Consider the following 22754-nt stretch of genomic DNA (forward strand, 5'->3'; position numbering starts at 1 on the left):
GCCCGTCGCCTCACTCGGCGGCGGGTTCCTCGGTGATCACCTCATCGATGTCCTCGAGCCCGGCGAAGCGCGCCGGGCGCACCAGCCCCTGCTTGCTGGCATCGACCACCAGCAGCCGGCGCTGGGCGGTGGCGATGGCGGCCTGCTTGGGCGCCACCTCGTGGAAGTGAAAGCAGCTCAGTCCCTGGCGCGGGTGCACGCCGGCCGCCGACAGGAAGGCCTTGTTGAGGCCAAAGGAGCGGATCGTCTCGGCCATGTCGTCGCTGGAGAAGGAGCGCGACGAGTCGTGGTAGACCCCGCCCAGCAGCCACAGCCGCACGCCCGGCCGGGCGCTCACCGCCTCGGCCACGTTGAGGGCATAGGTGACCACCGTCAGCGACAGGTCCTCCGGCAGGCTCATCGCCAGCGGCATCAGGGTGGTGCCGCAGTCGATGAACAGGGTGTCGCCCTCCTCCAGGGTCGCCAGTGCCCGCTCGCACAGCCGGCGCTTGGCCTCGGCGTGGCGATCGCGCTGCACGGCCAGGTCGTAGGCGGTGCCATGGCGGGGGTCGTCGCCGCGCATCAGGTAGCCGCCGATCAGCATCAGCTGGTCGTCGGCGGCCGCCAGGTCGCGGCGAATGGTCATCGCCGAGACGTCGCACAGCGCCGCCGCCTCACTCAGCCGCAGGCTGCCGCCCTCACCCAGGGCCTCTCGCAGGCGCGCCAGCCGCGCCGCACTTCGTTCATTCACTCCACTACCTCTCGCCTGTCGGGACGGCGCTCGACGAGCCGCCGACCCCGTTGCGTCGATGCCACCCCGATCTCGGGGTTGCGACGCGAAATGTGATTAAAATAACATAGACGTGTTAATCTAATAACAGACACGTCGCTCACCCGCTCATCGCCCCGGTCAGACCGGGTTCACGTTCCGATGTCGACGTGATCGTCCGTCCTCTTGCGTACCCGGCGCATCACACGACAACAACACCAAGGAAAGCCGATTCCATGCCGAACCACATGACGACGCCCCGTGCCCTCGCTCCCCTCGCCGGCCTGCTGCTGGGCGCCACCGCGCTGCCCGCCGCCGCCGACGAGAACGCCGGCGACGCCGCCTCGCCCTTCACCCCGCTGTGGTCGTTCGCCAACGCCTCGGTCAACTACCTCGACTGGTCCGACGGCACCGAGCGACGCACCGCCAGCAACGCCGCCAAGGGCGATTTCTTCTACCTCGAGCTCGAGGGCGGCGTGGGCTTCGACTGGGGCGAGTTCTACGGTTTCTACGACTTCGAGAACCCCCACAACGATACCCTCGAGGACGACACTCGCGACAACCGCCGCAGCGCCGCCAAGGTCACCTCGCACATCTATCTCGGCGAGTCGCCCTTCTCGCTGTACTTCCACGTCTACGACTTCCGCGACTACGGCTTCGACAGCGAGGAGCAGGACCGCATCGCCGGCCTGGGCTTCCGCCATACCTTCGCGGGCGGCCTGTGGTTCAAGCCGTTCATCGGCAAGGCCTGGGTCGAGAGCGGCGAAGGCGGCTACGACGGCGAGAACGGCTACATGGCCGGCTGGGTGCTGGGCTACGATTTCCAGGCCTTCGGCCAGAACCTCAGCGTCACCAACTGGCACGAGCAGACCTTCGATCGCAACGACGACTACCTGGCCCAGAACTACGTCAACGGCCCGGCCGGCGAGGTCGGCACCAACGGCGCCGTGGCCCTGTGGTGGCACCCGGTCGACGCCATCACCACCGGCCTGCAGTATCGCTACTCGCACAACAAGCTGGGTACCGCCGACGACTATCAGAATGCGATGATCTACACCCTGAAGTACAACTTCCTGTGACGTAGCGCCTCATCGTGAGCCATCGCCGGCCCCGGGGCGTGTCGCACACGCCCCTGCCGCCAACCACAAGGACATCCCCATGACCTTGATCATGAGCCTGGTCGGGATGGTGACGCTGGTCGCCATCGCCCTGATCTTCTCCAGCAACCGCCGCGCCATCCGCCTGCGCACCGTGGGCGGCGCCTTCGCCATCCAGGCCGGCATCGGCGCCTTCGTGCTCTACGTGCCCGCCGGCCAGGCGGTGCTCGCCACCGTCTCCGACGCCGTCAGCCAGGTGGTGCTCTACGCCAACGACGGCATCGGCTTCGTGTTCGGCGGCCTGGCCGACGTCGAGTCCACCGGCTTCGTGTTCGCCATCAAGGTGCTGCCGGTGATCATCTTCTTCTCCTCGCTGACCGCGGTGCTCTACTACATCGGCGTCATGCAGTGGATCATCCGCATCCTCGGCGGCGCCCTGCAGAAGGCGCTCGGCACCTCGCGCACCGAATCGCTGTCGGCCACCGCCAACATCTTCGTCGGCCAGACCGAGGCGCCGCTGGTGGTGCGCCCCTTCATCGCCCGGATGACCCAGTCGCAGCTGTTCGCGGTGATGTGCGGCGGCCTGGCCTCGGTAGCGGGCTCGGTGCTGGCCGGCTACGCGGCGCTGGGCATTCCCATGGAGTACCTGGTGGCCGCCTCCTTCATGGCCGCCCCCGGCGGGTTGCTGTTCGCCAAGCTGCTGATGCCCGAGACCGAGACCCCCGAGGACAGCGTCTCCGCCGCCGAGGAGCGCCTCGAGGAAGAGGAAGACCACCCCACCAACGTGCTCGATGCCGCCGCCGCCGGGGCCAGCTCCGGCATGATGCTGGCCGCCAACGTCGGCGCCATGCTGCTGGCCTTCATCGGCCTGATCGCCCTGGTCAACGGCATCCTCGGCGGCGTCGGCGGCTGGTTCGGCATGGAATCGCTGAGCCTGGAGATGATCCTGGGCTGGCTGTTCGCGCCGCTGGCCTTCCTGCTCGGCGTGCCCTGGGAGGAAGCTACGCTGGCGGGCTCCTTCATCGGCCAGAAGCTGGTGGTCAACGAGTTCGTGGCCTATATCAATCTGGCGCCCTACCTGGACGGCGAACAGGTGGTCGCCGCCACCGGCCAGGCCCTGTCCGAGCATTCCGCGGCGATCCTGTCGTTCGCGCTGTGCGGCTTCGCCAACCTGTCGTCGATCGCCATCCTGCTCGGCGGCCTGGGCAGCATCGCCCCCAGCCGGCGCCACGACATCGCCCGACTCGGCATCAAGGCGGTGCTGGCGGGTACCCTTTCCAACCTGATGTCCGCTACCCTGGCCGGCTTCTTCATCGCCCTCGGGGCATGAACCGGCGACGCCGCGGCTCCGGCCGCGGCGTCGGGCTTCTCCACAGGACACTCTTTTACAGGACCATGTCATGACCGATCTGCAACGCGCCGCCCGCCAGGCCCTGTCGCTGATGGACCTCACCAGCCTCAACGACGACGACACCGATGCCACCATCGAGGCGCTGTGCCAGCGGGCCAAGACGCCGATGGGCACCCCGGCGGCGATCTGCGTCTACCCGCAGTTCATCGTCCCGGCCCGCCGGGCGCTGACCGCCCACCGCCTGAACGACAGCGTGAAGATCGCCACCGTCACCAACTTCCCCGACGGCGGCGACGACGTCATGCGCGCCGCCCGGGCGACCCGCGAGGCGGTGGCCTCCGGCGCCGACGAGGTCGACGTGGTCTTCCCCTACCGCGCGCTGATGGCCGGCGACGAGGCCGTGGGCCAGGAGCTGGTCGAGATGTGCAAGGCCGCCTGCGGCGATGCCAGCCTCAAGGTGATCCTCGAGACCGGCGAGCTGAAGGATCCGGCGCTGATCCGCCGCGCCGCCGAGCTGGCCGTGGAAGGCGGCGCCGACTTCCTCAAGACCTCCACCGGCAAGGTCGCCGTCAACGCCACCCTGGAGGCCGCCGAGATCCTTCTCGAAGTGATCCGCGACAGCGGCCGCGACGTCGGCTTCAAGGCCGCCGGCGGCGTGCGCACCACCGAGGACGCCCAGGCCTACCTGCAGCTCGCCGAACGCCTCATGGGCGCCAACTGGCTGACCCCGGCGCACTTCCGCTTCGGCGCCTCGGGCCTGCTCGACGACCTGCTGCTCACCCTGGGCGCCTTCGAGGGCAACGCCGGCCCCGAGGACGGCTACTGATGCTTCCCCAGGAGGCCATCCGCGCCAAGCGCGACGGGCAGCCCCTGCCCGTCGCGACGATCCGCGAGCTGGTGCAGGGCATCACCGACGGCAGCCTGTCCGACGCCCAGGTCGGCGCCCTGGCCATGGCCATCTATCTGCGGGGCATGGACACCGCCGAGACGGTGGCGCTGACCGAGGCCACCCGCGACTCCGGCGAGGTGCTCGACTGGGCCGGGCTCGACCTGCCAGGCCCGGTGCTCGACAAGCACTCCACCGGCGGCGTGGGCGACCTGGTCTCGCTGGTGCTGGGCCCCTGGGTGGCCGCCTGCGGCGGCCATGTGCCGATGATCTCGGGGCGCGGCCTCGGCCACACCGGCGGCACCCTCGACAAGCTCGAGGCGATCCCCGGCTATTCGGTCACGCCGGACACCGCCACCTTCCGCCGCCTGGTCAAGGACGTCGGGGTGGCGATCATCGGCCAGACCGGCAGCCTGGCCCCGGCGGACAAGCGCCTCTACGGGGTGCGCGACGTCACCGCCACCGTGGAGTCGCTGCCGCTGATCGTCGCCTCGATCCTCGGCAAGAAGCTGGCCTGCGGCCTCGACGCCCTGGTGATGGACGTCAAGGTCGGCAGCGGCGCCTTCATGCCCACCGCTGAAGCCTCCAAAGAGCTCGCCACCACCATCGCCGAGGTCGCCAGCCGCGCCGGCACGCCGACCACCGCGCTGCTCACCGACATGAGCCAGCCGCTGGCGCCCTGCGCCGGCAACGCCGTGGAGGTGCGCGAGGCGCTGGCGGTGCTGACCGGCGAGCGCCGAGGCGGCCGCCTGCTCGAGGTGACCCGCAGCCTGGCCGCGGAGATGCTGCTGGCCGGTGGCCTGGCCGCCGACCGCGACGCGGCGCTGAGCAAGCTCGACGAGCGGCTGGCCTCCGGCGCGGCCGCCGAGCGCTTCGCGCGCATGGTGGCCGGCCTCGGCGGCCCTTCCGACCTGCTCGAGCGCCCCGGCCACTACCTGCCCGAGGCTCCGGTGTCGCGCCAGGTGCACGCCCCGCGCGACGGCTACCTGGGCGCCATCGACACCCGTGCCGTGGGCATGGCGGTGGTCGAGCTCGGCGGCGGGCGTCGTCATCCGGCGGACGCCATCGACCCGGCCGTCGGCCTGAGCGACATCGCCGAGCTGGGCGCGGCCGTCGCCGCCGGCCAGCCGCTGGCGCGCATCCACGCCCGCAGCGAGGCCGACGCCGAGCGCGCCGAGGCCCGGCTGCGCGACGCCCTCACGCTGAGTGACGCGCCCTGCCCCGCGCCACCACTGATCCAGGACACCATCCGTCGGGAGGTCCCATGACCCGCGCCATCGTGCTCGTTCTCGATTCCTTCGGCCTCGGCGCCACTCCGGACGCCGAGGCCTTCGGCGACGCCGGCGCCGACACCCTGGGCCATATCGCCCGGGAGTGCGCCGATTCCACCACGCGCGGCCCGCTCGCGCTGCCGAACCTCGGCCGGCTGGGGCTGTTCCACGCCCACCACGAGAGCACCGGCGCCTGGGCCGACGGCGTGACCCCGCCGCAGGGCGTCGACGGCGCCTACGGCGTGGCCAGGGAAATCTCCTCCGGCAAGGACACGCCCTCCGGCCACTGGGAGATCGCCGGCGTGCCGGTGCGCTTCGAGTGGGGCTACTTCAGCGACCGCGAGCACAGCTTCCCGCCCGAGCTGCTCGAGGCGCTGGTGCGCGAGGCCGACCTGCCCGGCGTGATCGGCGACTGCCACGCCTCCGGCACCGAGATCATCGCCCGGCTCGGCGAGGAGCACGTCGCCAGCGGCAAGCCGATCGTCTACACCTCGGCGGACTCGGTGTTCCAGATCGCCGCCCACGAGGACGCCTTCGGCCTCGAGCGCCTCTATGCGCTGTGCGAGACCGCCCGCCGGCTGCTCGAGCCCTACAACATCGGCCGGGTGATCGCGCGGCCCTTCACGGGCGAGAGCGCCGACGACTTCGCCCGCACCGCCAACCGCCGCGACTACAGCGTCGAGCCGCCCGCGCCCACGGTGCTGCAGAAGCTGCACGACGACGGCGGCGAGGTGGTGGCGATCGGCAAGATCGCCGACATCTACGCCCACTGCGGCATCTCGCGCACCCTCAAGGCCAGCGGCCACGACGCCCTGTTCGACGCCACCCTGGACGCGATGGCCGAGGCCGGCGACCGCTCGCTGATCATGACCAACTTCGTCGACTTCGACATGGTCTACGGCCACCGCCGCGACGTGGCCGGCTACGCCGCCGCCCTGGAGGCCTTCGACGCCCGCCTGCCCGAGCTGCTGGCGCGCCTCGAGGACGACGACCTGCTGATCCTCACCGCCGACCACGGCTGCGACCCGACCTGGACCGGCACCGACCACACCCGGGAGCACATCCCGGTGCTGGCCAGTGGCGCCGGCCTGCCGCCCGGCTCGCTAGGCGCGCGGGCGAGCTTCGCCGACATCGGCCAGAGCCTGGCCGAACACCTCGGGCTGCCGCCCATGGACGACGGCGAGAGCTTCCTGACTCGGTAATTTCTGGCCCACCAAGCCCGGCTCGACACCATCAAGGAGACCCAACATGGCCACCCCGCATATCCAGGCCGCGCGCGGCGACTTTGCCGACACCGTGCTGATGCCCGGCGACCCGCTGCGCGCCAAGTACATCGCCGACACCTTCCTCGAGGATGCCCGCTGCATCAACGAGGTGCGCAACATGTACGGCTACACCGGCACCTACAAGGGCCGCGAGATCTCGGTGATGGGCCATGGCATGGGCATTCCCTCGGTGTCTATCTACGCCAAGGAACTGATCACCGACTACGACGTGAAGAGCCTGATCCGCGTCGGCTCCTGCGGCGCGGTGCGCGACGACGTGGCGGTGCGCGACGTGGTGATCGGCCAGGGCGCCTGCACCGACTCCGGCGTCAACCGCACCCGCTTTCTGGGCAACGACTTTGCCGCCATCGCCGACTTCGAGCTGACCCGCCACGCGGTGGACGCCGCCGCGGCCCAGGGCGTATCGGTCAAGGTCGGCAACATCTTCTCGGCGGACCTGTTCTACGACCCGCGCCCGGAGATGGTCGAGCTGCTGCGCCGCTACGGCATCGTCGGCGTGGAGATGGAGGCCGCCGGCCTCTACGGCGTGGCCGCCGAATTCGGCGCCCGGGCCGCCGCCATCTGCACGGTCTCCGACCACATCGTCAAGGGCGACTCGCTGTCCAGCGATCAGCGCGCCACCACCTTCGACGAGATGATGACCATCGCCCTGGAAAGCGTGCTGCGCGACGACGCGGCCCGAGGAGCCGGCGCATGAGCCAGGCCATCGATCGGAACGGCGTCCAGCCGGATATCGTCGAGGCGCTGATCGCGGTGCGCGACCGCGCCTATGCGCCCTACTCGAACCACCCGGTGGGCGCGCTGATCGTCAGCGAGAGCGGCACCCGCTACGCCGGCGCCAACGTCGAGGTGGCCCACTACAAGGGGCTGTGCGCCGAGGCCTCGGCGATCGCCGCCATGGCCAGCGCCGGCGAGCGCGAGCTGCGCGAGGTCTACGTGATCGGCCCCGGCGAGCACCTCTGCACGCCCTGCGGCGACTGCCGCCAGCGCATCCGCGAGTTCGCGAGCCCCCAAACGCTGATCCGCGTCGTCGACGCCCAGGGCACGCTGCTGCGCCGCTACACCATGGACGAGCTGCTGCCCGACTCTTTCGGCCCCGAGAACCTCGGCCGCGACTCGGCGATGGAGTAAGCCACTCCCACTGCCAACCGTGAGGGGCGCCGGGGACAGGTCGTAGCGGGGGTTTTTTGCCAAGGATGGCAAAAGTAGCGCCCAAGGATGGGTTTACAGCGCCCCGCGTAGAGCTGTCGCCGGATCAGCCCCGAGTGACGACCTTTGGTAAACTGTCTGACCGTTAAATGCGGAGAGGACAGCCCATATGCACAGCCCCGCCCTCGCCATCCAGCGCACGCCCCTGGTCGCCGTCTACGGCACCCTGAAGCGCGGTCTGCGCAATCACCACTGGCTGGACGGCGCCGCGTTCGTGGGCACGGACGTCCTCACCGACGTGACCCTCTTCGACCTCGGCCCCTACCCCGGCGCCCGGCTCGCACCCTCCCAGGGCGTCGAGGTCGAAGTGTTCCGCGTCGACGCCAAAGGGCTCGAGGACCTCGACGTGCTCGAGGACTATCGGGCCCGCCGGCCGGCCAGCGGCACCTACGACCGCGTCGTGCATGCCACCGCCTTCGGCCCGGCCTGGCTGTATCTCTACAACCTCGAGGTCGCGGGCTGCCCTGCGATTCGCGAGGGCGGCTGGCGGCCCCGCCCCTCATCCGCTATCTGATCCACTCTCGACGAGGAAACCTTCGATGGGACGACTTCTCTTACTGATCGTGATCGCCGGCCTCGCCTATGGCGGGCTCCATGTCAGCTACGGCATGGCACTCAAGGATGACGTCGCCCAGGCGCTGGCCGACAGCGGCCTCGACGCCGTGGAAGTCGACGGCATCGTCTACGGCCCGCTGGCGCCGCTGGGCACCCAGGCCGATATCACCGCCGACGTGCGCTATCGGGGCGCCTCGGCCACCGTCGACCTGAGCCTCCACGGCCACCCGCTGTTCTCGGAGGAAACCCGCCTCGAGCTCGGCGGCCTGCAGGCACTGCGGCTGACCATCGGCGGCGGACAGTGACCCTCCATTCGAGCGCTTCTAGGGTGTGCTTTCCTTTTCCCCACGGCGGTCGATCAGATCGATCTCGGGTTCCAGGGGGATGGGCGGCAATCGCTCCAGGATGGCCTCTGCCATGAGTGCGGCCGCCTCGCGGTCCGGGGACTCCGACCTCTGCTGTGACGACGCCCAAGCTTGGCGATCCGGCCACTTCGCATAGGCCACCCACCAGCCATCATCGGCCCGATGAAGGCGCGAGCCCAGGCCGCCTCGCTGCTCGCGAATGGCCTCGGTCATGCGACGCCATCCTTCCTTGAGGGTATCCTCCATCCCCGGCTTCACCTTGAAGCGGTACAGCACGTAAAACGCCGCTTGCTCCGTCATCACCATCTCCCGTTCCAGGCCGTGGACGTGCCGCTCGTCCCCGGCAAGCATCGCCAAAGCGGCTTTAGCCTCAGCCCTTCGTTATGGTAGAGAGTGTCACCCCCATCAGCGCATCATATCTACGCCGGGCAGAACCGCTCTGCCACGCCAATCCTATCGTCCTTTTGGAGCTACCATGTCCCGCGCCATCGACATTCCCGCCGCCGACGGCACCATCGACGCCCATATCGTTACGCCAGCGAACGCCGACGGCCCGCTGCCGGCCGTGGTGCTGTTCACCGATATCGGCGGCCTGCGCCCCTGCTATCACGAGAAGGCCCAGCGGATCGCCGACAACGGCTACGCCGTGTTAATGCCCAACGTCTACTATCGCGATGCCGCCGGCGAGATCGTGCCCGAGGGCAAGTCCTTCCGCGACCCGGACGTGCGCCCGACCCTGGTCGAATATGCCGGCCACCTCACCCCCGAGGCGCAATCCCGCGACTTCACCGCCCTGCTCGACTGCCTCGACCGCGAAGCCGAGTTTGCAAGCGGCAAGGTCGGCGTGGTCGGCTACTGCATGACGTCTGCCTTCGCGCTGCGCATGGCGGCCGAACACCCCGAACGCATCGCCGCCGCGGCCGGCTTCCACTCCGCCAACCTGGCCAAGGCCGACGACGACGCCAGCCCCGTGGGCGTGGTCGACGCCATCCAGGCCCGCGTCTACTTCGGCCACGCCGACAAGGACGAACTGCTGCCGCCCGAGCAGATCGCCCGCATGGACGAGGCACTGGCCGCCGCCGGGGTGCACTTCGCCACCGAGCTCTACAAGGGCGCCGCCCACGGCTTCACTGCCAAGGACGCCCCCTCCTACGACGCCGCCGCCGACGACCTGCATCACAAGCGGCTCGCCATGCTGCTGGAAGAGACGCTGTAAGGCTTCACTCACGGCCTACCGTCAGCGGCCCAATGCTGTTGGGGCCGCTGACGGTGCAGTTGCTGGATTCACTCCATTGATGGCTAATGCCGAAGGTCAGTGAGGTCCAGCTCAATACAGCCTTTTGCATTGTGCGATTGTGCTTGGCCTTGTTAACCATATGCGCGGAAGAACAAGGAAGCCGATTTAATTTGCATTAACTTATTTACAAGCTCTCGGATTTTAGGCTCAGCATCAATAAATTTACTCATATTTGCGCCGCCTTTGGTGGAGTCATATCTAGCTTCACCATCCAAGCTTTCGTTATGGAAAACTTTGATTTCAGCGTACGACATATAAAGCGCCAAATCCCAGCTCCAGCGAGCTGCATATGTTGATGTCCATTCACAAGAAGATGGAACTGAACTTTCGCTCACTACTTTATGAGATATCCCTCTACTTGAGAGAACTGAACGATACTCTTTCAAAAAGCCGCCTCTAACATCAGGGTTTTCGATTATACATAACTCACTCCCCCTAGAGATTTCTGCAGGCTCAACATTCTGAGTAATCGAACACGCAGACAACAGAATGGAAACCAAAAGTATTATAATAATTTGATACATTTAATGTTCCTTTTTATAGGGCGAGATGAAAAAAAATTACTGGCGCCTTAGCTTTGCGTCGCACCGAAGAGCCAGCGTAGGACCGTCCGGAAAAAGCCATTTTTTAGAGCATGACCCTATTTCCATGTATAGCGAATAGGGTTGGCTGTGCCGAAGCGGTATTCATCGGGTATTCGCCGTCCAACATACATGCCCCATATTTCGGATGGTGCTTCACGACCGATGAATCCCAATCGTCCAGGTCGATCAGGGCGGCCCGGGAAATTATCGTTTGTAGCCTCCATCCAATTTTGAGGAATATAGGCGCCACGAATAACTCCCTTTTCAGATGCGAGGACAACTTCTGTTTCCTTCGCCCGCTTTTGACTGAGCTTCCAGGCAAACCGTGCTGCTTCATAGAGCGGGCGCTCAGACGCACTCCTGTTAACACCAATCAACAGCGCCCGGTGCTCAAAAACCGCCGGCTCAGCGAGATACTTCAGTACAATCTCATTCGCATGCATTGCACCACGATCGCCGCTTTCTTCCCCACCCATTACATTTGTAAGCCCTGGATACGCATCAATAAGTGCAGCTTCTACCTCTTTCGCGACGGATGGCTCCATTCCGTGCCGATGCACAACATGAGCAACCTCAAAGCCAGAAAGACGGATTTCCCTGATCCTTCTCAGCTTATCACCCACTTCGTCTGATTCTTTCCCCAGCTCGTCACGAATGTGGGAATACAGACGATTCCCCCCCCCCGACCAACATAAAAAGTCTCGCCATTGCGAGGATCGATTAGCCGGTAAACGTAGTTCCTCAGCTTATCAATTACTTCGGATGAAAATTTATCCAAAAGAATCCCTCTTTCCTTCTATATACAGCAGCTATAGCAGGTATTAGCTAGCCGGCCCGTTTATCTACTTAAGCGCGCCGGCACGTTGAACCGTGTGATACCGCGCACTTCCCATGCCCAACCTACTGAATTCCATCAGCATTGGTCATAACAAGGCGTCATAACACCGATCAACGTGCCGACCATATAACACGGCTCCCCACTCAGCCTGCCACTAAATTAGCTGAGGATCTAGCATGGTGCGAGCTTCATTGACCTGAGATAGGCGCGGAGGGGCAGGCCACTGAGTTCATCGAGAAAAGTGTCGCCCTACTCCCCAAACCGCCCCTTCAGATAGTCGATGATGGGCTGGGCGCCGTAGAGCCAGCGTTCTTCACCCTCGGATTCATGAATGTACAGGCAGGGCACCTCGAGCTTGCCGCCCTGCTCCTTCAGGGTCTTGCTGTGTTCGGGCTCGAGGCGGGCGTCGCGGGTCTCGATCGCAAGGCCGAGGCGGGTGATCTCGCGGCGCACGCGGATGCACTCGGGCTCGCTCCAGAACTGGTAGAGCGCCAGGCCCTCGCAGGCCTGGTCCACTCGGGCCTGCTCGGGTTCGTCGCGCGAGACCTCGCGGCGCGTGCCGAGCTTGTCGGCCACCCATACCACCGGTGCCAGCAAGGTCTGAATCAGCGATCGCATGATGTTGTCCTCCTGCCATCAAGATATGGCGCGGGCCGCCGATGACATTTAGCTGTACATCGTTTCGGCCAGAGTCGGCCCGGCCGGTCCCGTGATTACGCTAGCATATCCTGGCCGCGGGCTTGCCAAGGCCCGGGGCCAGCACGAAGATGTCCGGGCCATGGCCCATCCACCAGGCCACCGACGAGCCCCATCAACAAGAGTCAGGGAATGACCGCCGCCCGTTTCTCCACCTTCGAACTGCTGCTGCTCCAGAGTCGCGACCAGGCCGACAGCGCCGCCCTGCTGCTGCTGGCCTGGGTGCTGACGCAGCAGGGGCCGGTCGGGGAGTCGGAGCGCGCCCACCTGGTCGCCCTGACCGGGGCCTTCCGCCACGGCCATGAGCTGACGCCGCTGCTGGAGATCGCCGCCAGCCAGGACCTGGGCGCCATCCAGCTCGCCGCCGAGGTGCTGCAGAAGGAGCTTCACGGCGAGACCTCCCGCGCCTTCCTGCGCCTGGCGGTCACCCTGGCCACCGAAGACGCCGAGCCGACCCTGGCCAACCACCATATCCTGCGCTTCCTGGCGGACCTGCTGGGCGTCTCGCCGCCCGAGTTCGCCGCGCTCTATGCCTCCCAGGCCGGCCGGCCGCTGAGCGAGCCGGCCGATCCCAGCCGCAGCGACTACTGGCAGCGCCGCGAGCGAGGTTACCGGGAACGCCGCCGCGAGCGGCAGCCCGATGCAGAAGATGAGCCCGAACACGCCGCCGAGCAGGAGATCCGTGCGAGCCGTCGCGAGCAGCGCGCCGAGGCCCGTCGCCAGGCGCGCGAGGCCAAGGCGGAGGCCAAGCGCCAGCGCCAGGCAGAAAAGGAAGAGGAGAAGGCCCGCCAGTACGCCGAACGCGAGGCGGAACGTCGCCGCCGGCAGGCCCGGCGCGAGGCCGAACGGGAACGTCAGCGGGCCGAGCGCGAGACACAGCGCGAGCGCCGTCGGGATGACCGGGAGCGCAAGCAAGAGCGCCACGACGACCGCGGCCAGCGATCGCGGGCCGGCAACGAAGGGGCGAGCCACGCCCACCAGCGCGCCAATGCACCCGACCCGCGCATCCGCAGCGCCCTGGTAGTGCTGGGCCTGGAGCCCGGCGCCAGCCGCGGCGAGATCCGCAAGGCCTACCGCCGCCTGGCCCAGGCGCACCACCCGGACCGCTTCCACCGCGAGGGCGAGGCCATCGTGGCCAGCGCCTCGCGACGCTTCCAGCGGATCCGCCGCGCCTACGATTTCCTGATGAAGGTGAGCTGAGATGCGCGACCTCTACCAGCGACTGCGCCTGTCCGTGGACGCCGACGACGGTGCCGTGGCCGCGGCCATCGAGCGCTGCGAGCACACCGGTTTGAAGGCCGATGCCGCCACCGTACTCCAGGCGGAATGGCGCCGCGCCGAGTACGACGCCCTCCACGACACCCTCTCCGACATCGGCCGGCTGCGCGCCCGGCTGGGCCTGACCCACGCCCCCTACTGGCGCGCCGGTCCCGCCGACGACTTCTCGCTGCCCCCGGGCCCGCCGGGCTCGCGCTTCGAGGAGTGGATGCAGCGCCTCAACCGCGCCGCCCTGGCCCACAACCGCGGGCCGCGCCGACGCCTCGCCGTGGCCGTGCTGTGGCTGGCCACCCTGGCGGGCGGCATCGGACTGGGGATGTTCCTCTAACTGGTCTCGCGGACCACCAGTTCAACCGGCATCGACACATGGCGCGGCGGCTTGCCCGCCAGCGCCTCGCCCAGCAGCTCGACGCTCATGGCGGCGATGCCGGCGATGTCCTGACGCACCGTGGTCAGCGACCCGGCCAGGGTCGGCAGGTCGTCGAAGCCGGTGACCGCGACCTCGCCCGGCACCGCCAGGCCGAGATCCTCCAGCGCCGTCAGGCAGCCGCGGGCCAGCTCGTCGGTCTCGCACACCAGGCCATCGTAAGCGCGCGGCTCGTGCGCCAGGCGCCGGCTCAGCCAGCGATAGCCGGTCAGCGCCGGGTCCAGGTTGGGGGGAATGTCGATCAGCCCGGCCTCGAGGCCGGCCTCGTCGAGGGCCTGGCGGTAGCCGCCCAGGCGATGCTGGCTGTGGGGGCTCTGCAGGTCGTCGCCGACGAAGGCGATGCGCCGTCGCCCGCCCTCGACCAGGTGGCGAGTGGCCAGGTAGATGCCGTGGCGATCCTCCGGCGCCACCGAGAAGCTCTCCCCGGCCGGGCCGATGCGCACGAAGGGCACGCCGTGGGCGGTCATCAGTTCGGGGCGCGGGTCGTCGGCGAACTCGCCGAGCAGGATGGCGGCGCCGGCCTGATCGGGCAGGCTCGCGGTGCGGTCGTGGGGGAAGAAGATCGGCACCATGCCCTGGCGATGCAGCGCCACGGTCAGATGCTGGTAGAGCAGGATATAGTAGGGCCGCAGCTCGAAGTCGCGACGCCCCAGCGAGATGCCCACTACCGCGGCCTTGCCGCTGATCAGCTGGCGGGCGGCGGCGCTCGGGCGGTACTCGACGTCGCGGCTGATGGTGAGGATGCGCTCGCGCAGCGCCTCGCTGATGCCCGGCTTGTCGTTGAGCGCGCGGCTGACCGAGGCGATGGAGACCCCAGCCCGCCGCGCGATTTCCCGAATGTTGGCCGTCTTCGACGGTTCTCTGCTCATCGCCTGCCTCGTCACCGGGCGGCCGGCCTCGCGCCGGCCACCATCTGCTGCCGCCTACGTCGCTTGCGACCACGGGATTGTGCCCGATCGGACGGAGCGGTGCGACCGCCGCCCCGCCATGACAGGGCGGACGGCGCGGATCAGGCGGGCTGGCCCGGCGCCGGGGCGGCCTGCCCTTCCAGGCGCAGGCCACCGCCCCGGGCGTCGGAGTCGAAGCAGGCGTCCAGCACTCGCTGCAGCGCCGCGCCGCGGTCGAAGTCGGGCTGGTCGTTGACCCCGCTTGCAACGCCGTCGACGAAGCGCCGGTAGATGCTCGGCGTGGGTGGGGCGCTGAGCTCGGTCCAGCGCGCGGGGTGCACGTCCTCGCCGAGGCACACCTCCAGCTTGTCCCGGGCCGCATCGAGATCGACGCGCAGCGCACCGCGATCGCCGTGGATCGAGAGCGCCAGCGAGTTGTGGTGGCCGGTAGCCCAGCGGGTGGCCTGAACCGTGCCCAGGGCGCCGCCGGCGAACTCCACCTGCATCAGGGCGCTGTCGTTGGCGTCGAGGGTGTACTCGCCGATGCGGTTGTCCGGGGCCTTGTCGAAGCACTTGAGCCGGCAGGTCACGGCGGCGATGTCGCCCACCGGGAAGCTCGCGAAATCGAGGATATGCACCCCCACGTCGCCCAGCACGCCCTTGCTGCCGTGGGCCTCGGAGAGCCGCCACAGCCACTGGCTGTCCTGGTCCCAGCGCCCCCAGGCGTCGCTCACCAGCCAGCTCTGGCGATAGCTGGCGTCGACGTGCATCACCCGCCCCAGGCGGCCCTCGGCCACCAGCTCGCGGGCCAGCTGGATCGCCGGGGCATCGCGATAGCTGAGGTTGACCATGTTGATCACTCCGGCCTCGCGGGCCGCCGCGGCCATCTCCTCGGCGTCGGCGGCGTGGGTGGCCAGCGGCTTCTCGCACAGGATGTGCTTGCCGGCGGCGATGGCGGCCAGCGACGTGGCCTTGTGCACGCCGTCCGGGGTGACGTTGCTCACCGCCTGGATGTCGTCGCGGGCCAGCATGGCCGCCAGGTCCGAATAGGCCTCGGGGATCTCGTGGGCCTCGGCGAAGGCACGCGCCTTGTCGCCGTCCAGGTCGCACACCGCCACCACTTCCACGTCGCCGAGGGCGCGGAAGCGCTTGGCATGCTCGCCGGCCATGCTGCCGGCACCGATGATCGCCAGTCGCATCACTTGAAGCCCTCCTCGCCGGGCTTGTGCAGCCCCTCGCCCTTGACCTCGACCGGGTTCGGCGCCTGCTCGGGCGGCACATTGGGGCAGCGGTCGATCCACCGCGAGCCCTCCGGGCAGGCCCACTTCACGCCGTTCTTGAGCACCCGGCGCACCTGGTCGTCGTAGTAGATCGGGTAGGTCTCGTGGCCGGGGCGGAAGTAGAAGATCTTGCCGTTGCCGCGCTTGTAGGTGAGGCCGGAGCGGAACACCTCGCCGCCCTCGAAGGCGCTGATGAAGATCACCTCGTCGGGGTTGGGCACCGCGAAGGGCTCGCCGTACATCTCGGTGTGCGGCAGCTCGAGGTAGTCGCCCAGGCCCTGGACGATGGGATGGCCGGGATTGACCACCCACAGCCGCTCGCGCTCGCCGGCCTCGCGCCACTTCAGCGAGCAGGTGGTGCCCATCAGGCGCTTGAAGATCTTGGCGTAGTGGGCCGAGTGCAGCACCAGCAGGCCCATGCCCTGCAGCACCCGCGCCTGGACGCGGTCGACGATCTCGTCGCGCACGTCGCCGTGGGCCGCATGGCCCCACCACAGCAGCACGTCGGTGTCGTCGAGCAGCGCCTCGCTGAGGCCGTGCTCGGGGTCCTGCAGGGTGACGGCGCGAGCCTCGATCTGCGGGTCCTCGTTGAGCCCGGCGGCGATGCAGGCGTGCATGCCCTCGGGATAGATGCGTGCGACCACCTCGTTGGTCTGCTCGTGGACGTTCTCGCCCCAGACCGTGACCTTGATCGTCATGGATTGGCTCCTCTTGATGTTGCCCCGGACATTGCCCTGGCGGGCGCTGGACACGCCGCCGATAGCGGCGACATGGCGACAACGTAAACGGTTACCCTCAGTTCGTAAACGTTTACTCATTGCGACCATGGTCGCATCTCGCCGCCCGGCCGCCCGGCGGCACAGAAACCGCAGGCGCCGCTGTGCGGCTAGCGAAATGGAGACGCGAGGAAGAGAACACGCGAACGAAAACGACCGAGCCCGGCGGTGGCCGGGCTCGGTCGCGTGCAGAAGAATGGGAAGCGGGAGGGCTTGGCGCCGCGCGGGTCGTCAGCCGGGATCCGGAGAGGCGCCGCTGGCGCTGGTCTGGCGATGGGGGTCGGCGACCTCCGCCTCGCCGGCCTCTCGCCCGGCGGCGTCGCGGCCTTCGCCCCACTCGGCGGTGCCGTCGAGCCGGCCGCCGCCGTGGCCCTCCATGCTGACGCTGATCCGCGGCACGCCGAGGTCGACCCCGTCCTGCTCCAGGCGCCGCTTGAGCATCAGGTTGAAGGCCCGGGCCACGTCCCACTGCATCTCCGGCGCGGTGCGGAAGCGCATGCGCAGCAGTGGGCAGCCATCCTCGAAGGCGTGGATGCCCTGCATCTCCAGCGGCGACCAGATGTGGTGGCGCATCATCGGGTCCTGGCGCAGCGCCTGAGCGGTCTCCTGCATCATGGCGATGGCCTCGTCGATCTTCATGTCGTAGGGAATGCGCACCTTCATCAGCGCGATGCCGAACTGGCGCGACATGTTGTGGATCGAGTCGATGCGACTGAAGGTGATGATGTGCACGATGCCGTCCAGGTCGCGCAGCCGTACGGTGCGCAGGGTCAGGCCCTCGACGCTGCCCATGTGGCCGTTGATCTGCACGAAGTCGTCCACCGCCAGGGAATCCTCGATGAGGATGAAGATGCCGGTGATCAGGTCCTGCACCAGGGTCTGGGCGCCGAAGCCCACCGCCAGGCCGATCACCCCGGCGCCGGCCAGCAGCGGCGTGACGTTCACCCCCAGGTTGGCCAGGCCGACGATGGCGGCGATGATCACGATGGTGGCGAAGATGATGTTGCGGATCATCGGCGTGATGGTCTGGGCCCGGGCCTGGTTGACCCGCCGCCCCCGGGAGCGCGCCGAGGACGCCAGGCCGCGCTGGATGGCGGTGTCGGCAAAGATCCAGGCCAGCCAGGCCAGCAGCACCGTGAAGCCGATGCCGAGCAGCGCCTGGCCGATGCGCACGCTGGCCACTCCCTGGCGGCCGATGCCGATCAGCGAGCCGCCCCACACCTGCAGGAACAGCTCGGCGAAGGCGATCCAGGCCAGCACGTGGGCCACCGTATAGCCGAAGCGCTCCAGGCGCCGGCGATACTCGCGCCGATAGCGTCGCTTGGTTCTCCCCTCGGCATGGCGCCGGATCAGCCCGGCCACCACCAGGGTCAGCACCAGCAGCGACGCCGAGACGATCGAGCGGGCCAGGGCCGTGCCCACGTCGCCGCCGGTGACGAAGATCGCCACCAGCGAGCCGCCCACCAGCAGCAGCGCGGGCACATGCCACAGCCCCCCGACCGTGCGCACCATGTCGGCGGCGTTGCTGCTCTCGCAGCGATGGCGATACGACCGGTTATAGATCAGGTGGGTGATGGGCCGCTTGAAGCGCAGGATGAAGCGCCCGCTCAGCACCGCCGCCAGGATATTGGCGATCACCGAGCACAGGCTGGCCAGGTCGATGCCGATGGCCTCGGTGAGGCGCGTGGAATTGAAGGCGTCGCCCAGGGCGATCAGCGCGCCGATCACGAACAGCGGGCGCAGCGCCCGCTGGTGCAGGTGACGCACGGCGACGAAACGATGCCCGCGGGTGAACACCGAGACCACGGTTTCCACCACCACCGACAGGGTGCGGCCACACAGCGCCACGTAGGCCACCACCAGCGCCCCGGTGCGTCCGGCGCTCTCCGGCACCAGCTGGGCGACGCCCAGCACCAGCGCGAAGGCCAGCGCCCAGGGCAGCAGGCGACGCAGGAAATGGATCAGCATCAGCATGCCGCGCGGCTCCCGCGGCAGGTCCAGCGGCCAGCCGCGACGCAGCGCCAGGATGCGCCCCAGCGCGATCAGGATCACCAGCAGGCCGGCCCAGATGCCGACCAGCACCGCCAGCTCGACGACGAAGTTCAGCAGGGCGCCGTCGCCGGTGCGCACCACCAGCTCGCTGAGGTCCGTCCAGCCCTGGCGGAACTGCTCGCGCCAATCATTGATCGGCGAGCGACCCGACTCGGCCTGCTCGCCCAGGTCGTTGAAGGTATCCGCCAGTGCCCCCAGCAGGCCCTGCTGGCCGGCGATGCCCTCGCCCTCGGCGACCTCGCCGTTGGCGTCGCGCAGGGCCTCCAGGTCGGCCAGCAGCTCGCCGCGCCGGGCATCGTCCTCCAGGGTCGCGATGACGCGATCCAGTGATTGCTGCAGGGCCTCGGGGTCGCGGCCCTCCTCGCTGCCGCCGCTTCCGCCCCCCAGGGCGGACAGCGGCAGCGACTGGGCGGCCGCGACCAGCGGCATCAGCGTGAGAACCAGCAGCAACAGCCCCTTCAGGGCCGGCAAGAGACGGGCTGGAACGGGCAACATCGGATCTCCCGGGTTGGGAGGGGAGTGGTGTCCCCTCGTCCTGTGATTGACGGGCAGTATGTTAGGCTGCCGATACCGTCACACAGGATGCCGTCATGACGCCGCAACCGCCACCCGTGCCCGACAATGCCCAGGGAAGGCCTCGCCGGGTCGGGGTCGAAATCGAGTTCGCCGGCCTGCCCCCGCGCAACACCGCCTGCCTGGTGCAGGAACTGTTCGGTGGCGAGGTGGTGGTGCTGAGCCCCCATCGCCTCAAGGTCAGCGGCGCCCGCTGGGGGGACTTCGGCATCGAGCTGGACACCCAGTACGCCCATCCTGACGAGCGCCTGGTCGACCACGAGGCCTACCGGGACAGCGAGTGGGAGCGCATGCGCCAGGAGTTCCACGAACGCACCCGGGAGCTGATCGGCGACGTGGTCACCGGCCTGGTGCCCACCGAAATCATCTGCCCGCCGGTGCCCTGGGACGAGCTCGACGCCCTCGACGCCCTCTTCGTGGCGCTGCGCGAGCACGGCGCCAAGGGCACCGACGCCAGCCTGCTCTACGGCTTCGGCCTGCACCTCAACCCGGAGGCGCCGAGCCTCGAGGTCGAAAGCCTGCTGGCCCACCTGCGCGCCTACCTGCTCACCGCCGGCTGGCTGCGCGAGCAGATCCGGGTCGACATCACCCGCGAGGTGCTGCCCCACGCCAATCCCTTCCCGCGGGCCTACGTGCTCAAGGTGCTCGAGCCGGACTATGCCCCGGACCTGGAGACGCTGATCGACGACTATCTGGAGTACAACGAGACCCGCAACCGCGAGCTCGACCTGTTGCCGCTGTTCGCCCACCTGCACCCCGCGCATCCCCACGAGCTGCTGGCCAATCGCCTCGTCCACCCGCGGCCGACCTACCACTACCGGCTGCCCAACGCCCAGCTCTCGGAGCCCGACTGGGGCGCCGCCCAGGAGTGGAACCGCTGGCTCGAGGTGGAAACGCTGGCCGCCTCGCCGGACACCCTGGCCGAGCGGGCCGCCGACTACCTGGCCCGCCATCGCCCGGCCTGGCCGGTGCGCGCCTGGCAGGCCCTGCGCCGGAGGTTCGCCCCCGCATGAGGCAGGACGCCCGCCCCCTGATCGGCATCACCACCTCCGACCGCAAGAGCCGCATCGCCTGGTGGTTCGACTGGTTCGCCGTGTGGCGCCACGGCGGCCGCCCGCTGCGACTGTCGCCCTCTCGCCCGCGGCCGACGGCCCTCGACGGCCTGATCATCGGCGGCGGCGACGACATCGAGGCCCACCACTACGGCGGCGAGATCCAGCTCGACGTGCGCGTCGATCCCGCCCGCGACGACCTGGAACTGGCGCTGCTCGAGCGCTTCATCCCGCGCGGCACGCCGGTGCTGGGCATCTGCCGCGGCGCCCAGCTGATCAACGTTCACCTGGGCGGCACCCTGGACCCGGACATCTACACCAGCTACGAGGGGCTCAAGCGGCGACGCACCGTGCTGCCCCGCAAGACGGTGGACATCATCGGCGATAGCCGCCTGAACCGCATCCTGCGTGTCACCTGGTGCCGCATCAACAGCCTGCACCACCAGGCGGTGCGCCGGGCCGGGCGCGGCATCGAGATCGTCGCCCGCGACCGCGACGGCCTGGTGCAGGCCATCGAGTCCCGGGATCACGACTTCCTGATCGGCGTGCAGTGGCACCCCGAGTGGCTGGTATTCAACCGCCCCCAGCAGCGCCTGATCCGCGCCCTGGTGGACGCCGCCCGCCGGGGCTGACAGCCCACCAACGCCTGCCCCGAACGCCGAGAGGCCGCCCCGTGGGGCGGCCTCTCGCGTGGAACAGCGACGTCGCGGTCGGCGTCAGCCCTCCAGCTTGGCGTCCAGGGTGATCTCGGCATTGAACAGCTTCGACACCGGGCAGCCTGCCTTGGCCTTGTTGGCCGCGTCCTGGAAGGCCGCGTCATCGGCGCCGGGAACGCTGGCCCGGGTCTCCAGGTGAATCGCGGTGATGCTGAAACCGCCTTCGTCCTGCTCCAGGGAGACCGTGGCCTGGGTGGCGATCCGCTCGGGAGTGTGGCCCGCCTCGCCGAGGATCATCGACAGCGCCATGGAGTAGCAGCTGGCATGGGCGGCGCCGATCAGCTCCTCGGGGTTGGAGCCGCCCTCACCCTCGAAGCGCTTGGCGAAGCTGTAGGACACATCGCTGAGCACGCCGCTCTGGGTGGAGACCGTGCCCTTGCCGTCCTTGAGGCCGCCCTGCCAGACGGCGCTGCCGTTCTTCTTGATGCTCATGTCGACTCCTTGTGTTGCGGGATAGCGCTAGCGCGCGGGATGGGTCGCAATCTTGCCTTTACACGATAGACCATGGGGATGATGTCTCCGGACCACAAGGCCGCATTGCATCCCCATCGGCTCATCGCCAGAATACATGGAAAATGTTTCCAAATATATGCACCCTCCATCATGACATCGAGAGGAAGCCCCATGACGACACCCGCTCGCGTCACCCTGCCGGCCACCGCCCATGAGGCGACCGTGACCCTGCCCGCCATCGGCCAGGGCACCTGGTTCATGGGCGAGGGCCTGGCCCCGCGCGCCGACGAGGTGCGCGCCCTGCAGCAGGGGCTGGAGCTTGGCATGACGCTGATCGACACCGCCGAGATGTACGGCGACGGCGGCGCCGAGGAAGTGGTCGGCGAGGCGCTGGCCGGTCGCCGCGACGAGGCCTTCCTGGTCTCCAAGGTCTATCCCTGGAACGCCGGCCGCGACTCGGCGATCGCCGCCTGCGAAGCGAGCCTGGCCCGGCTCGGCACCGACCACCTGGACCTCTACCTGCTGCACTGGCCGGGCGGCATTCCGCTCGACGAGACCCTGGAGGCCTTCGAGCGGCTGCGCGAGGCCGGCAAGATCCGCCGCTTCGGTGTCTCCAACTTCGATATCGACGACATGGAGGCCCTGCAGAGCGTGCCCGGCGGCGGCGACTGCGCGGTCAACCAGGTGCTCTATCATCTGGGCTCGCGAGGCATCGAGCACTCGCTGCGCCCCTGGCAGCGCGACCACGGCATGCCGCTGATGGGCTACTGCCCGCTGGCCCAGGCCGGCCGATTGCGGCGTCGGCTGCTCGATCACCCCGAGATCACCGCCCTGGCCGCCGAGCGGCGGCTCACGCCGGCCCAGCTGCTGCTGGCCTGGGCGGTGAGGCCCGTCGACGGAGCCCGCGACCTGATCGCCATTCCCAAGGCGGTGCAGCCCGATCACGTGCGCGCGAACGCCGCCATGCTCGAGACCACGCTCGATGACGAGGCCCTGGCCAGGCTCGACGCCGCCTTCCCGGCGCCGAGCCGCAAGGAGCCGCTGGATATCGTCTAGCCAAGCGGAAGGCGTCTACCG

At 68.5% G+C, this 22754-nt stretch carries 25 protein-coding genes; 15 read left to right on the forward strand and 10 right to left on the reverse strand.

The window, feature by feature from the left end; translation table 11 throughout:
- Positions 1-10: 10 nt before the first annotated feature.
- Positions 11-730, reverse strand: coding sequence for a DeoR family transcriptional regulator (locus ACXAFN_RS01455; RefSeq protein WP_474985555.1), 720 nt, complete (start codon positions 728-730; stop codon positions 11-13).
- A 254-nt stretch (positions 731-984) separates the two neighbouring features.
- On the opposite strand from ACXAFN_RS01455, the gene ACXAFN_RS01460 reads away from it, so the two are divergent.
- The 9 genes from ACXAFN_RS01460 (at position 985) to ACXAFN_RS01500 (ending at position 8708) form a co-directional block, all read left to right on the forward strand.
- Positions 985-1827 carry an outer membrane protein OmpK gene (locus ACXAFN_RS01460; protein ID WP_474985557.1) on the forward strand — a complete coding sequence of 281 codons (843 nt, stop codon included), beginning with the start codon at positions 985-987 and terminating at the stop codon, positions 1825-1827.
- Between the two features lie 79 nt (positions 1828-1906).
- Positions 1907-3175, forward strand: a complete 1269-nt coding sequence (locus ACXAFN_RS01465) for a NupC/NupG family nucleoside CNT transporter (RefSeq protein ID WP_474985559.1) — start codon at positions 1907-1909, stop codon at positions 3173-3175.
- A 70-nt stretch (positions 3176-3245) separates the two neighbouring features.
- The gene (deoC, locus tag ACXAFN_RS01470; RefSeq protein ID WP_183389428.1) at positions 3246-4022 is read left to right on the forward strand and encodes a deoxyribose-phosphate aldolase; all 777 of its coding nucleotides are present in this window, start codon (positions 3246-3248) and stop codon (positions 4020-4022) included.
- Positions 4022-5350 (forward strand): thymidine phosphorylase, encoded by a 1329-nt coding sequence (gene deoA, locus ACXAFN_RS01475; RefSeq protein WP_474985561.1) that lies wholly within the window; start codon positions 4022-4024, stop codon positions 5348-5350. The genes deoC and deoA overlap by 1 nt, the downstream gene beginning before the upstream one ends.
- A complete protein-coding gene (locus tag ACXAFN_RS01480; protein ID WP_474985563.1) occupies positions 5347-6555 on the forward strand; it encodes a phosphopentomutase in 1209 nt (402 codons plus the stop codon). The genes deoA and ACXAFN_RS01480 overlap by 4 nt, the downstream gene beginning before the upstream one ends.
- Positions 6556-6601: 46 nt before the next feature.
- Positions 6602-7336, forward strand: a complete 735-nt coding sequence (gene deoD, locus ACXAFN_RS01485; protein ID WP_474985565.1) for a purine-nucleoside phosphorylase — start codon at positions 6602-6604, stop codon at positions 7334-7336.
- Positions 7333-7770 (forward strand): cytidine deaminase, encoded by a 438-nt coding sequence (gene cdd / locus ACXAFN_RS01490; protein ID WP_474985567.1) that lies wholly within the window; start codon positions 7333-7335, stop codon positions 7768-7770. Before deoD ends, cdd begins: the two co-directional genes overlap by 4 nt.
- A gap of 187 nt (positions 7771-7957) precedes the next feature.
- Complete coding sequence (locus tag ACXAFN_RS01495) at positions 7958-8362, forward strand: gamma-glutamylcyclotransferase family protein (RefSeq protein WP_474985569.1); 405 nt, start codon at positions 7958-7960, stop codon at positions 8360-8362.
- Between the two features lie 25 nt (positions 8363-8387).
- Positions 8388-8708, forward strand: coding sequence for a hypothetical protein (locus tag ACXAFN_RS01500; RefSeq protein ID WP_474985571.1), 321 nt, complete (start codon positions 8388-8390; stop codon positions 8706-8708).
- A gap of 18 nt (positions 8709-8726) precedes the next feature.
- Here ACXAFN_RS01500 and ACXAFN_RS01505 read toward each other — a convergent pair whose 3' ends face one another.
- Positions 8727-9068 (reverse strand): antibiotic biosynthesis monooxygenase family protein, encoded by a 342-nt coding sequence (locus tag ACXAFN_RS01505; protein WP_474985572.1) that lies wholly within the window; start codon positions 9066-9068, stop codon positions 8727-8729.
- A gap of 175 nt (positions 9069-9243) precedes the next feature.
- On the opposite strand from ACXAFN_RS01505, the gene ACXAFN_RS01510 reads away from it, so the two are divergent.
- Positions 9244-9984 (forward strand): dienelactone hydrolase family protein, encoded by a 741-nt coding sequence (locus ACXAFN_RS01510; protein ID WP_474985574.1) that lies wholly within the window; start codon positions 9244-9246, stop codon positions 9982-9984.
- 152 nt (positions 9985-10136) lie between these two features.
- Here ACXAFN_RS01510 and ACXAFN_RS01515 read toward each other — a convergent pair whose 3' ends face one another.
- From ACXAFN_RS01515 to ACXAFN_RS01525, 3 genes are all read right to left on the reverse strand, one after another.
- A complete protein-coding gene (locus ACXAFN_RS01515; protein WP_474985576.1) occupies positions 10137-10589 on the reverse strand; it encodes an Sbal_3080 family lipoprotein in 453 nt (150 codons plus the stop codon).
- 116 nt (positions 10590-10705) lie between these two features.
- Positions 10706-11272, reverse strand: a complete 567-nt coding sequence (locus ACXAFN_RS01520) for an LEM-3-like GIY-YIG domain-containing protein (protein ID WP_474985578.1) — start codon at positions 11270-11272, stop codon at positions 10706-10708.
- Positions 11273-11736: 464 nt separating this feature from the next.
- The gene (locus tag ACXAFN_RS01525; RefSeq protein WP_183389475.1) at positions 11737-12105 is read right to left on the reverse strand and encodes a glutaredoxin family protein; all 369 of its coding nucleotides are present in this window, start codon (positions 12103-12105) and stop codon (positions 11737-11739) included.
- Positions 12106-12315: 210 nt separating this feature from the next.
- On the opposite strand from ACXAFN_RS01525, the gene ACXAFN_RS01530 reads away from it, so the two are divergent.
- Together ACXAFN_RS01530 and ACXAFN_RS01535 are read left to right on the forward strand one after the other, a co-directional pair.
- Entirely contained in the window at positions 12316-13383 is a 1068-nt protein-coding gene (locus tag ACXAFN_RS01530) for a J domain-containing protein (RefSeq protein ID WP_474985580.1), read from the forward strand.
- A 1-nt stretch (position 13384) separates the two neighbouring features.
- Entirely contained in the window at positions 13385-13789 is a 405-nt protein-coding gene (locus tag ACXAFN_RS01535; protein ID WP_474985582.1) for a hypothetical protein, read from the forward strand.
- Here the strand turns inward: ACXAFN_RS01535 and ACXAFN_RS01540 are convergent.
- The 4 genes from ACXAFN_RS01540 to ACXAFN_RS01555 form a co-directional block, all read right to left on the reverse strand.
- Entirely contained in the window at positions 13786-14757 is a 972-nt protein-coding gene (locus ACXAFN_RS01540) for a LacI family DNA-binding transcriptional regulator (protein WP_474985583.1), read from the reverse strand. The two genes, ACXAFN_RS01535 and ACXAFN_RS01540, sit on opposite strands and share 4 nt — an antisense overlap.
- Positions 14758-14897: 140 nt before the next feature.
- Positions 14898-15974 (reverse strand): Gfo/Idh/MocA family protein, encoded by a 1077-nt coding sequence (locus tag ACXAFN_RS01545; RefSeq protein ID WP_474985585.1) that lies wholly within the window; start codon positions 15972-15974, stop codon positions 14898-14900.
- The gene (locus ACXAFN_RS01550) at positions 15974-16753 is read right to left on the reverse strand and encodes a ThuA domain-containing protein (protein ID WP_474985586.1); all 780 of its coding nucleotides are present in this window, start codon (positions 16751-16753) and stop codon (positions 15974-15976) included. Before ACXAFN_RS01550 ends, ACXAFN_RS01545 begins: the two co-directional genes overlap by 1 nt.
- 309 nt (positions 16754-17062) lie before the next feature.
- Positions 17063-19378 carry a mechanosensitive ion channel family protein gene (locus tag ACXAFN_RS01555; RefSeq protein WP_474985587.1) on the reverse strand — a complete coding sequence of 772 codons (2316 nt, stop codon included), beginning with the start codon at positions 19376-19378 and terminating at the stop codon, positions 17063-17065.
- Between the two features lie 95 nt (positions 19379-19473).
- Between ACXAFN_RS01555 and ACXAFN_RS01560 the strand changes: the two genes are divergently transcribed.
- Positions 19474-20469 (forward strand): amidoligase family protein, encoded by a 996-nt coding sequence (locus ACXAFN_RS01560; protein ID WP_474985589.1) that lies wholly within the window; start codon positions 19474-19476, stop codon positions 20467-20469.
- Positions 20466-21140 carry a gamma-glutamyl-gamma-aminobutyrate hydrolase family protein gene (locus tag ACXAFN_RS01565; protein WP_474985591.1) on the forward strand — a complete coding sequence of 225 codons (675 nt, stop codon included), beginning with the start codon at positions 20466-20468 and terminating at the stop codon, positions 21138-21140. The genes ACXAFN_RS01560 and ACXAFN_RS01565 overlap by 4 nt, the downstream gene beginning before the upstream one ends.
- Positions 21141-21224: 84 nt before the next feature.
- On the opposite strand, the gene ACXAFN_RS01570 is transcribed toward ACXAFN_RS01565, so the two are convergent.
- Entirely contained in the window at positions 21225-21656 is a 432-nt protein-coding gene (locus tag ACXAFN_RS01570; protein ID WP_394594531.1) for an OsmC family protein, read from the reverse strand.
- Positions 21657-21848: 192 nt separating this feature from the next.
- Here ACXAFN_RS01570 and ACXAFN_RS01575 point away from each other — a divergent pair, with 192 nt between their 5' ends.
- Positions 21849-22733: an aldo/keto reductase gene (locus ACXAFN_RS01575; protein ID WP_474985592.1), complete on the forward strand. Its 885-nt coding sequence runs from the start codon at positions 21849-21851 to the stop codon at positions 22731-22733.
- Positions 22734-22754: the final 21 nt, after the last annotated feature.

It is taken from the genome of Halomonas sp. ABH4_019, from assembly GCF_056159885.1.

What these genes read in the sequence shown, in the direction of transcription:
- ACXAFN_RS01460 (WP_474985557.1), top strand. Translation starts at nt 985, where the DNA reads ATGCCGAACCACATGACGACGCCCCGTGCCCTCGCTCCCCTCGCCGGC.
- ACXAFN_RS01465 (WP_474985559.1), top strand. Translation starts at nt 1,907, where the DNA reads ATGACCTTGATCATGAGCCTGGTCGGGATGGTGACGCTGGTCGCCATC.
- deoC (WP_183389428.1), top strand. Translation starts at nt 3,246, where the DNA reads ATGACCGATCTGCAACGCGCCGCCCGCCAGGCCCTGTCGCTGATGGAC.
- deoA (WP_474985561.1), top strand. Translation starts at nt 4,022, where the DNA reads ATGCTTCCCCAGGAGGCCATCCGCGCCAAGCGCGACGGGCAGCCCCTG.
- ACXAFN_RS01480 (WP_474985563.1), top strand. Translation starts at nt 5,347, where the DNA reads ATGACCCGCGCCATCGTGCTCGTTCTCGATTCCTTCGGCCTCGGCGCC.
- deoD (WP_474985565.1), top strand. Translation starts at nt 6,602, where the DNA reads ATGGCCACCCCGCATATCCAGGCCGCGCGCGGCGACTTTGCCGACACC.
- cdd (WP_474985567.1), top strand. Translation starts at nt 7,333, where the DNA reads ATGAGCCAGGCCATCGATCGGAACGGCGTCCAGCCGGATATCGTCGAG.
- ACXAFN_RS01495 (WP_474985569.1), top strand. Translation starts at nt 7,958, where the DNA reads ATGCACAGCCCCGCCCTCGCCATCCAGCGCACGCCCCTGGTCGCCGTC.
- ACXAFN_RS01500 (WP_474985571.1), top strand. Translation starts at nt 8,388, where the DNA reads ATGGGACGACTTCTCTTACTGATCGTGATCGCCGGCCTCGCCTATGGC.
- ACXAFN_RS01505 (WP_474985572.1), bottom strand. Translation starts at nt 9,068, where the DNA reads ATGACGGAGCAAGCGGCGTTTTACGTGCTGTACCGCTTCAAGGTGAAG.
- ACXAFN_RS01510 (WP_474985574.1), top strand. Translation starts at nt 9,244, where the DNA reads ATGTCCCGCGCCATCGACATTCCCGCCGCCGACGGCACCATCGACGCC.
- ACXAFN_RS01515 (WP_474985576.1), bottom strand. Translation starts at nt 10,589, where the DNA reads ATGTATCAAATTATTATAATACTTTTGGTTTCCATTCTGTTGTCTGCG.
- ACXAFN_RS01525 (WP_183389475.1), bottom strand. Translation starts at nt 12,105, where the DNA reads ATGCGATCGCTGATTCAGACCTTGCTGGCACCGGTGGTATGGGTGGCC.
- ACXAFN_RS01530 (WP_474985580.1), top strand. Translation starts at nt 12,316, where the DNA reads ATGACCGCCGCCCGTTTCTCCACCTTCGAACTGCTGCTGCTCCAGAGT.
- ACXAFN_RS01535 (WP_474985582.1), top strand. Translation starts at nt 13,385, where the DNA reads ATGCGCGACCTCTACCAGCGACTGCGCCTGTCCGTGGACGCCGACGAC.
- ACXAFN_RS01540 (WP_474985583.1), bottom strand. Translation starts at nt 14,757, where the DNA reads ATGAGCAGAGAACCGTCGAAGACGGCCAACATTCGGGAAATCGCGCGG.
- ACXAFN_RS01545 (WP_474985585.1), bottom strand. Translation starts at nt 15,974, where the DNA reads ATGCGACTGGCGATCATCGGTGCCGGCAGCATGGCCGGCGAGCATGCC.
- ACXAFN_RS01550 (WP_474985586.1), bottom strand. Translation starts at nt 16,753, where the DNA reads ATGACGATCAAGGTCACGGTCTGGGGCGAGAACGTCCACGAGCAGACC.
- ACXAFN_RS01555 (WP_474985587.1), bottom strand. Translation starts at nt 19,378, where the DNA reads ATGTTGCCCGTTCCAGCCCGTCTCTTGCCGGCCCTGAAGGGGCTGTTG.
- ACXAFN_RS01560 (WP_474985589.1), top strand. Translation starts at nt 19,474, where the DNA reads ATGACGCCGCAACCGCCACCCGTGCCCGACAATGCCCAGGGAAGGCCT.
- ACXAFN_RS01565 (WP_474985591.1), top strand. Translation starts at nt 20,466, where the DNA reads ATGAGGCAGGACGCCCGCCCCCTGATCGGCATCACCACCTCCGACCGC.
- ACXAFN_RS01570 (WP_394594531.1), bottom strand. Translation starts at nt 21,656, where the DNA reads ATGAGCATCAAGAAGAACGGCAGCGCCGTCTGGCAGGGCGGCCTCAAG.
- ACXAFN_RS01575 (WP_474985592.1), top strand. Translation starts at nt 21,849, where the DNA reads ATGACGACACCCGCTCGCGTCACCCTGCCGGCCACCGCCCATGAGGCG.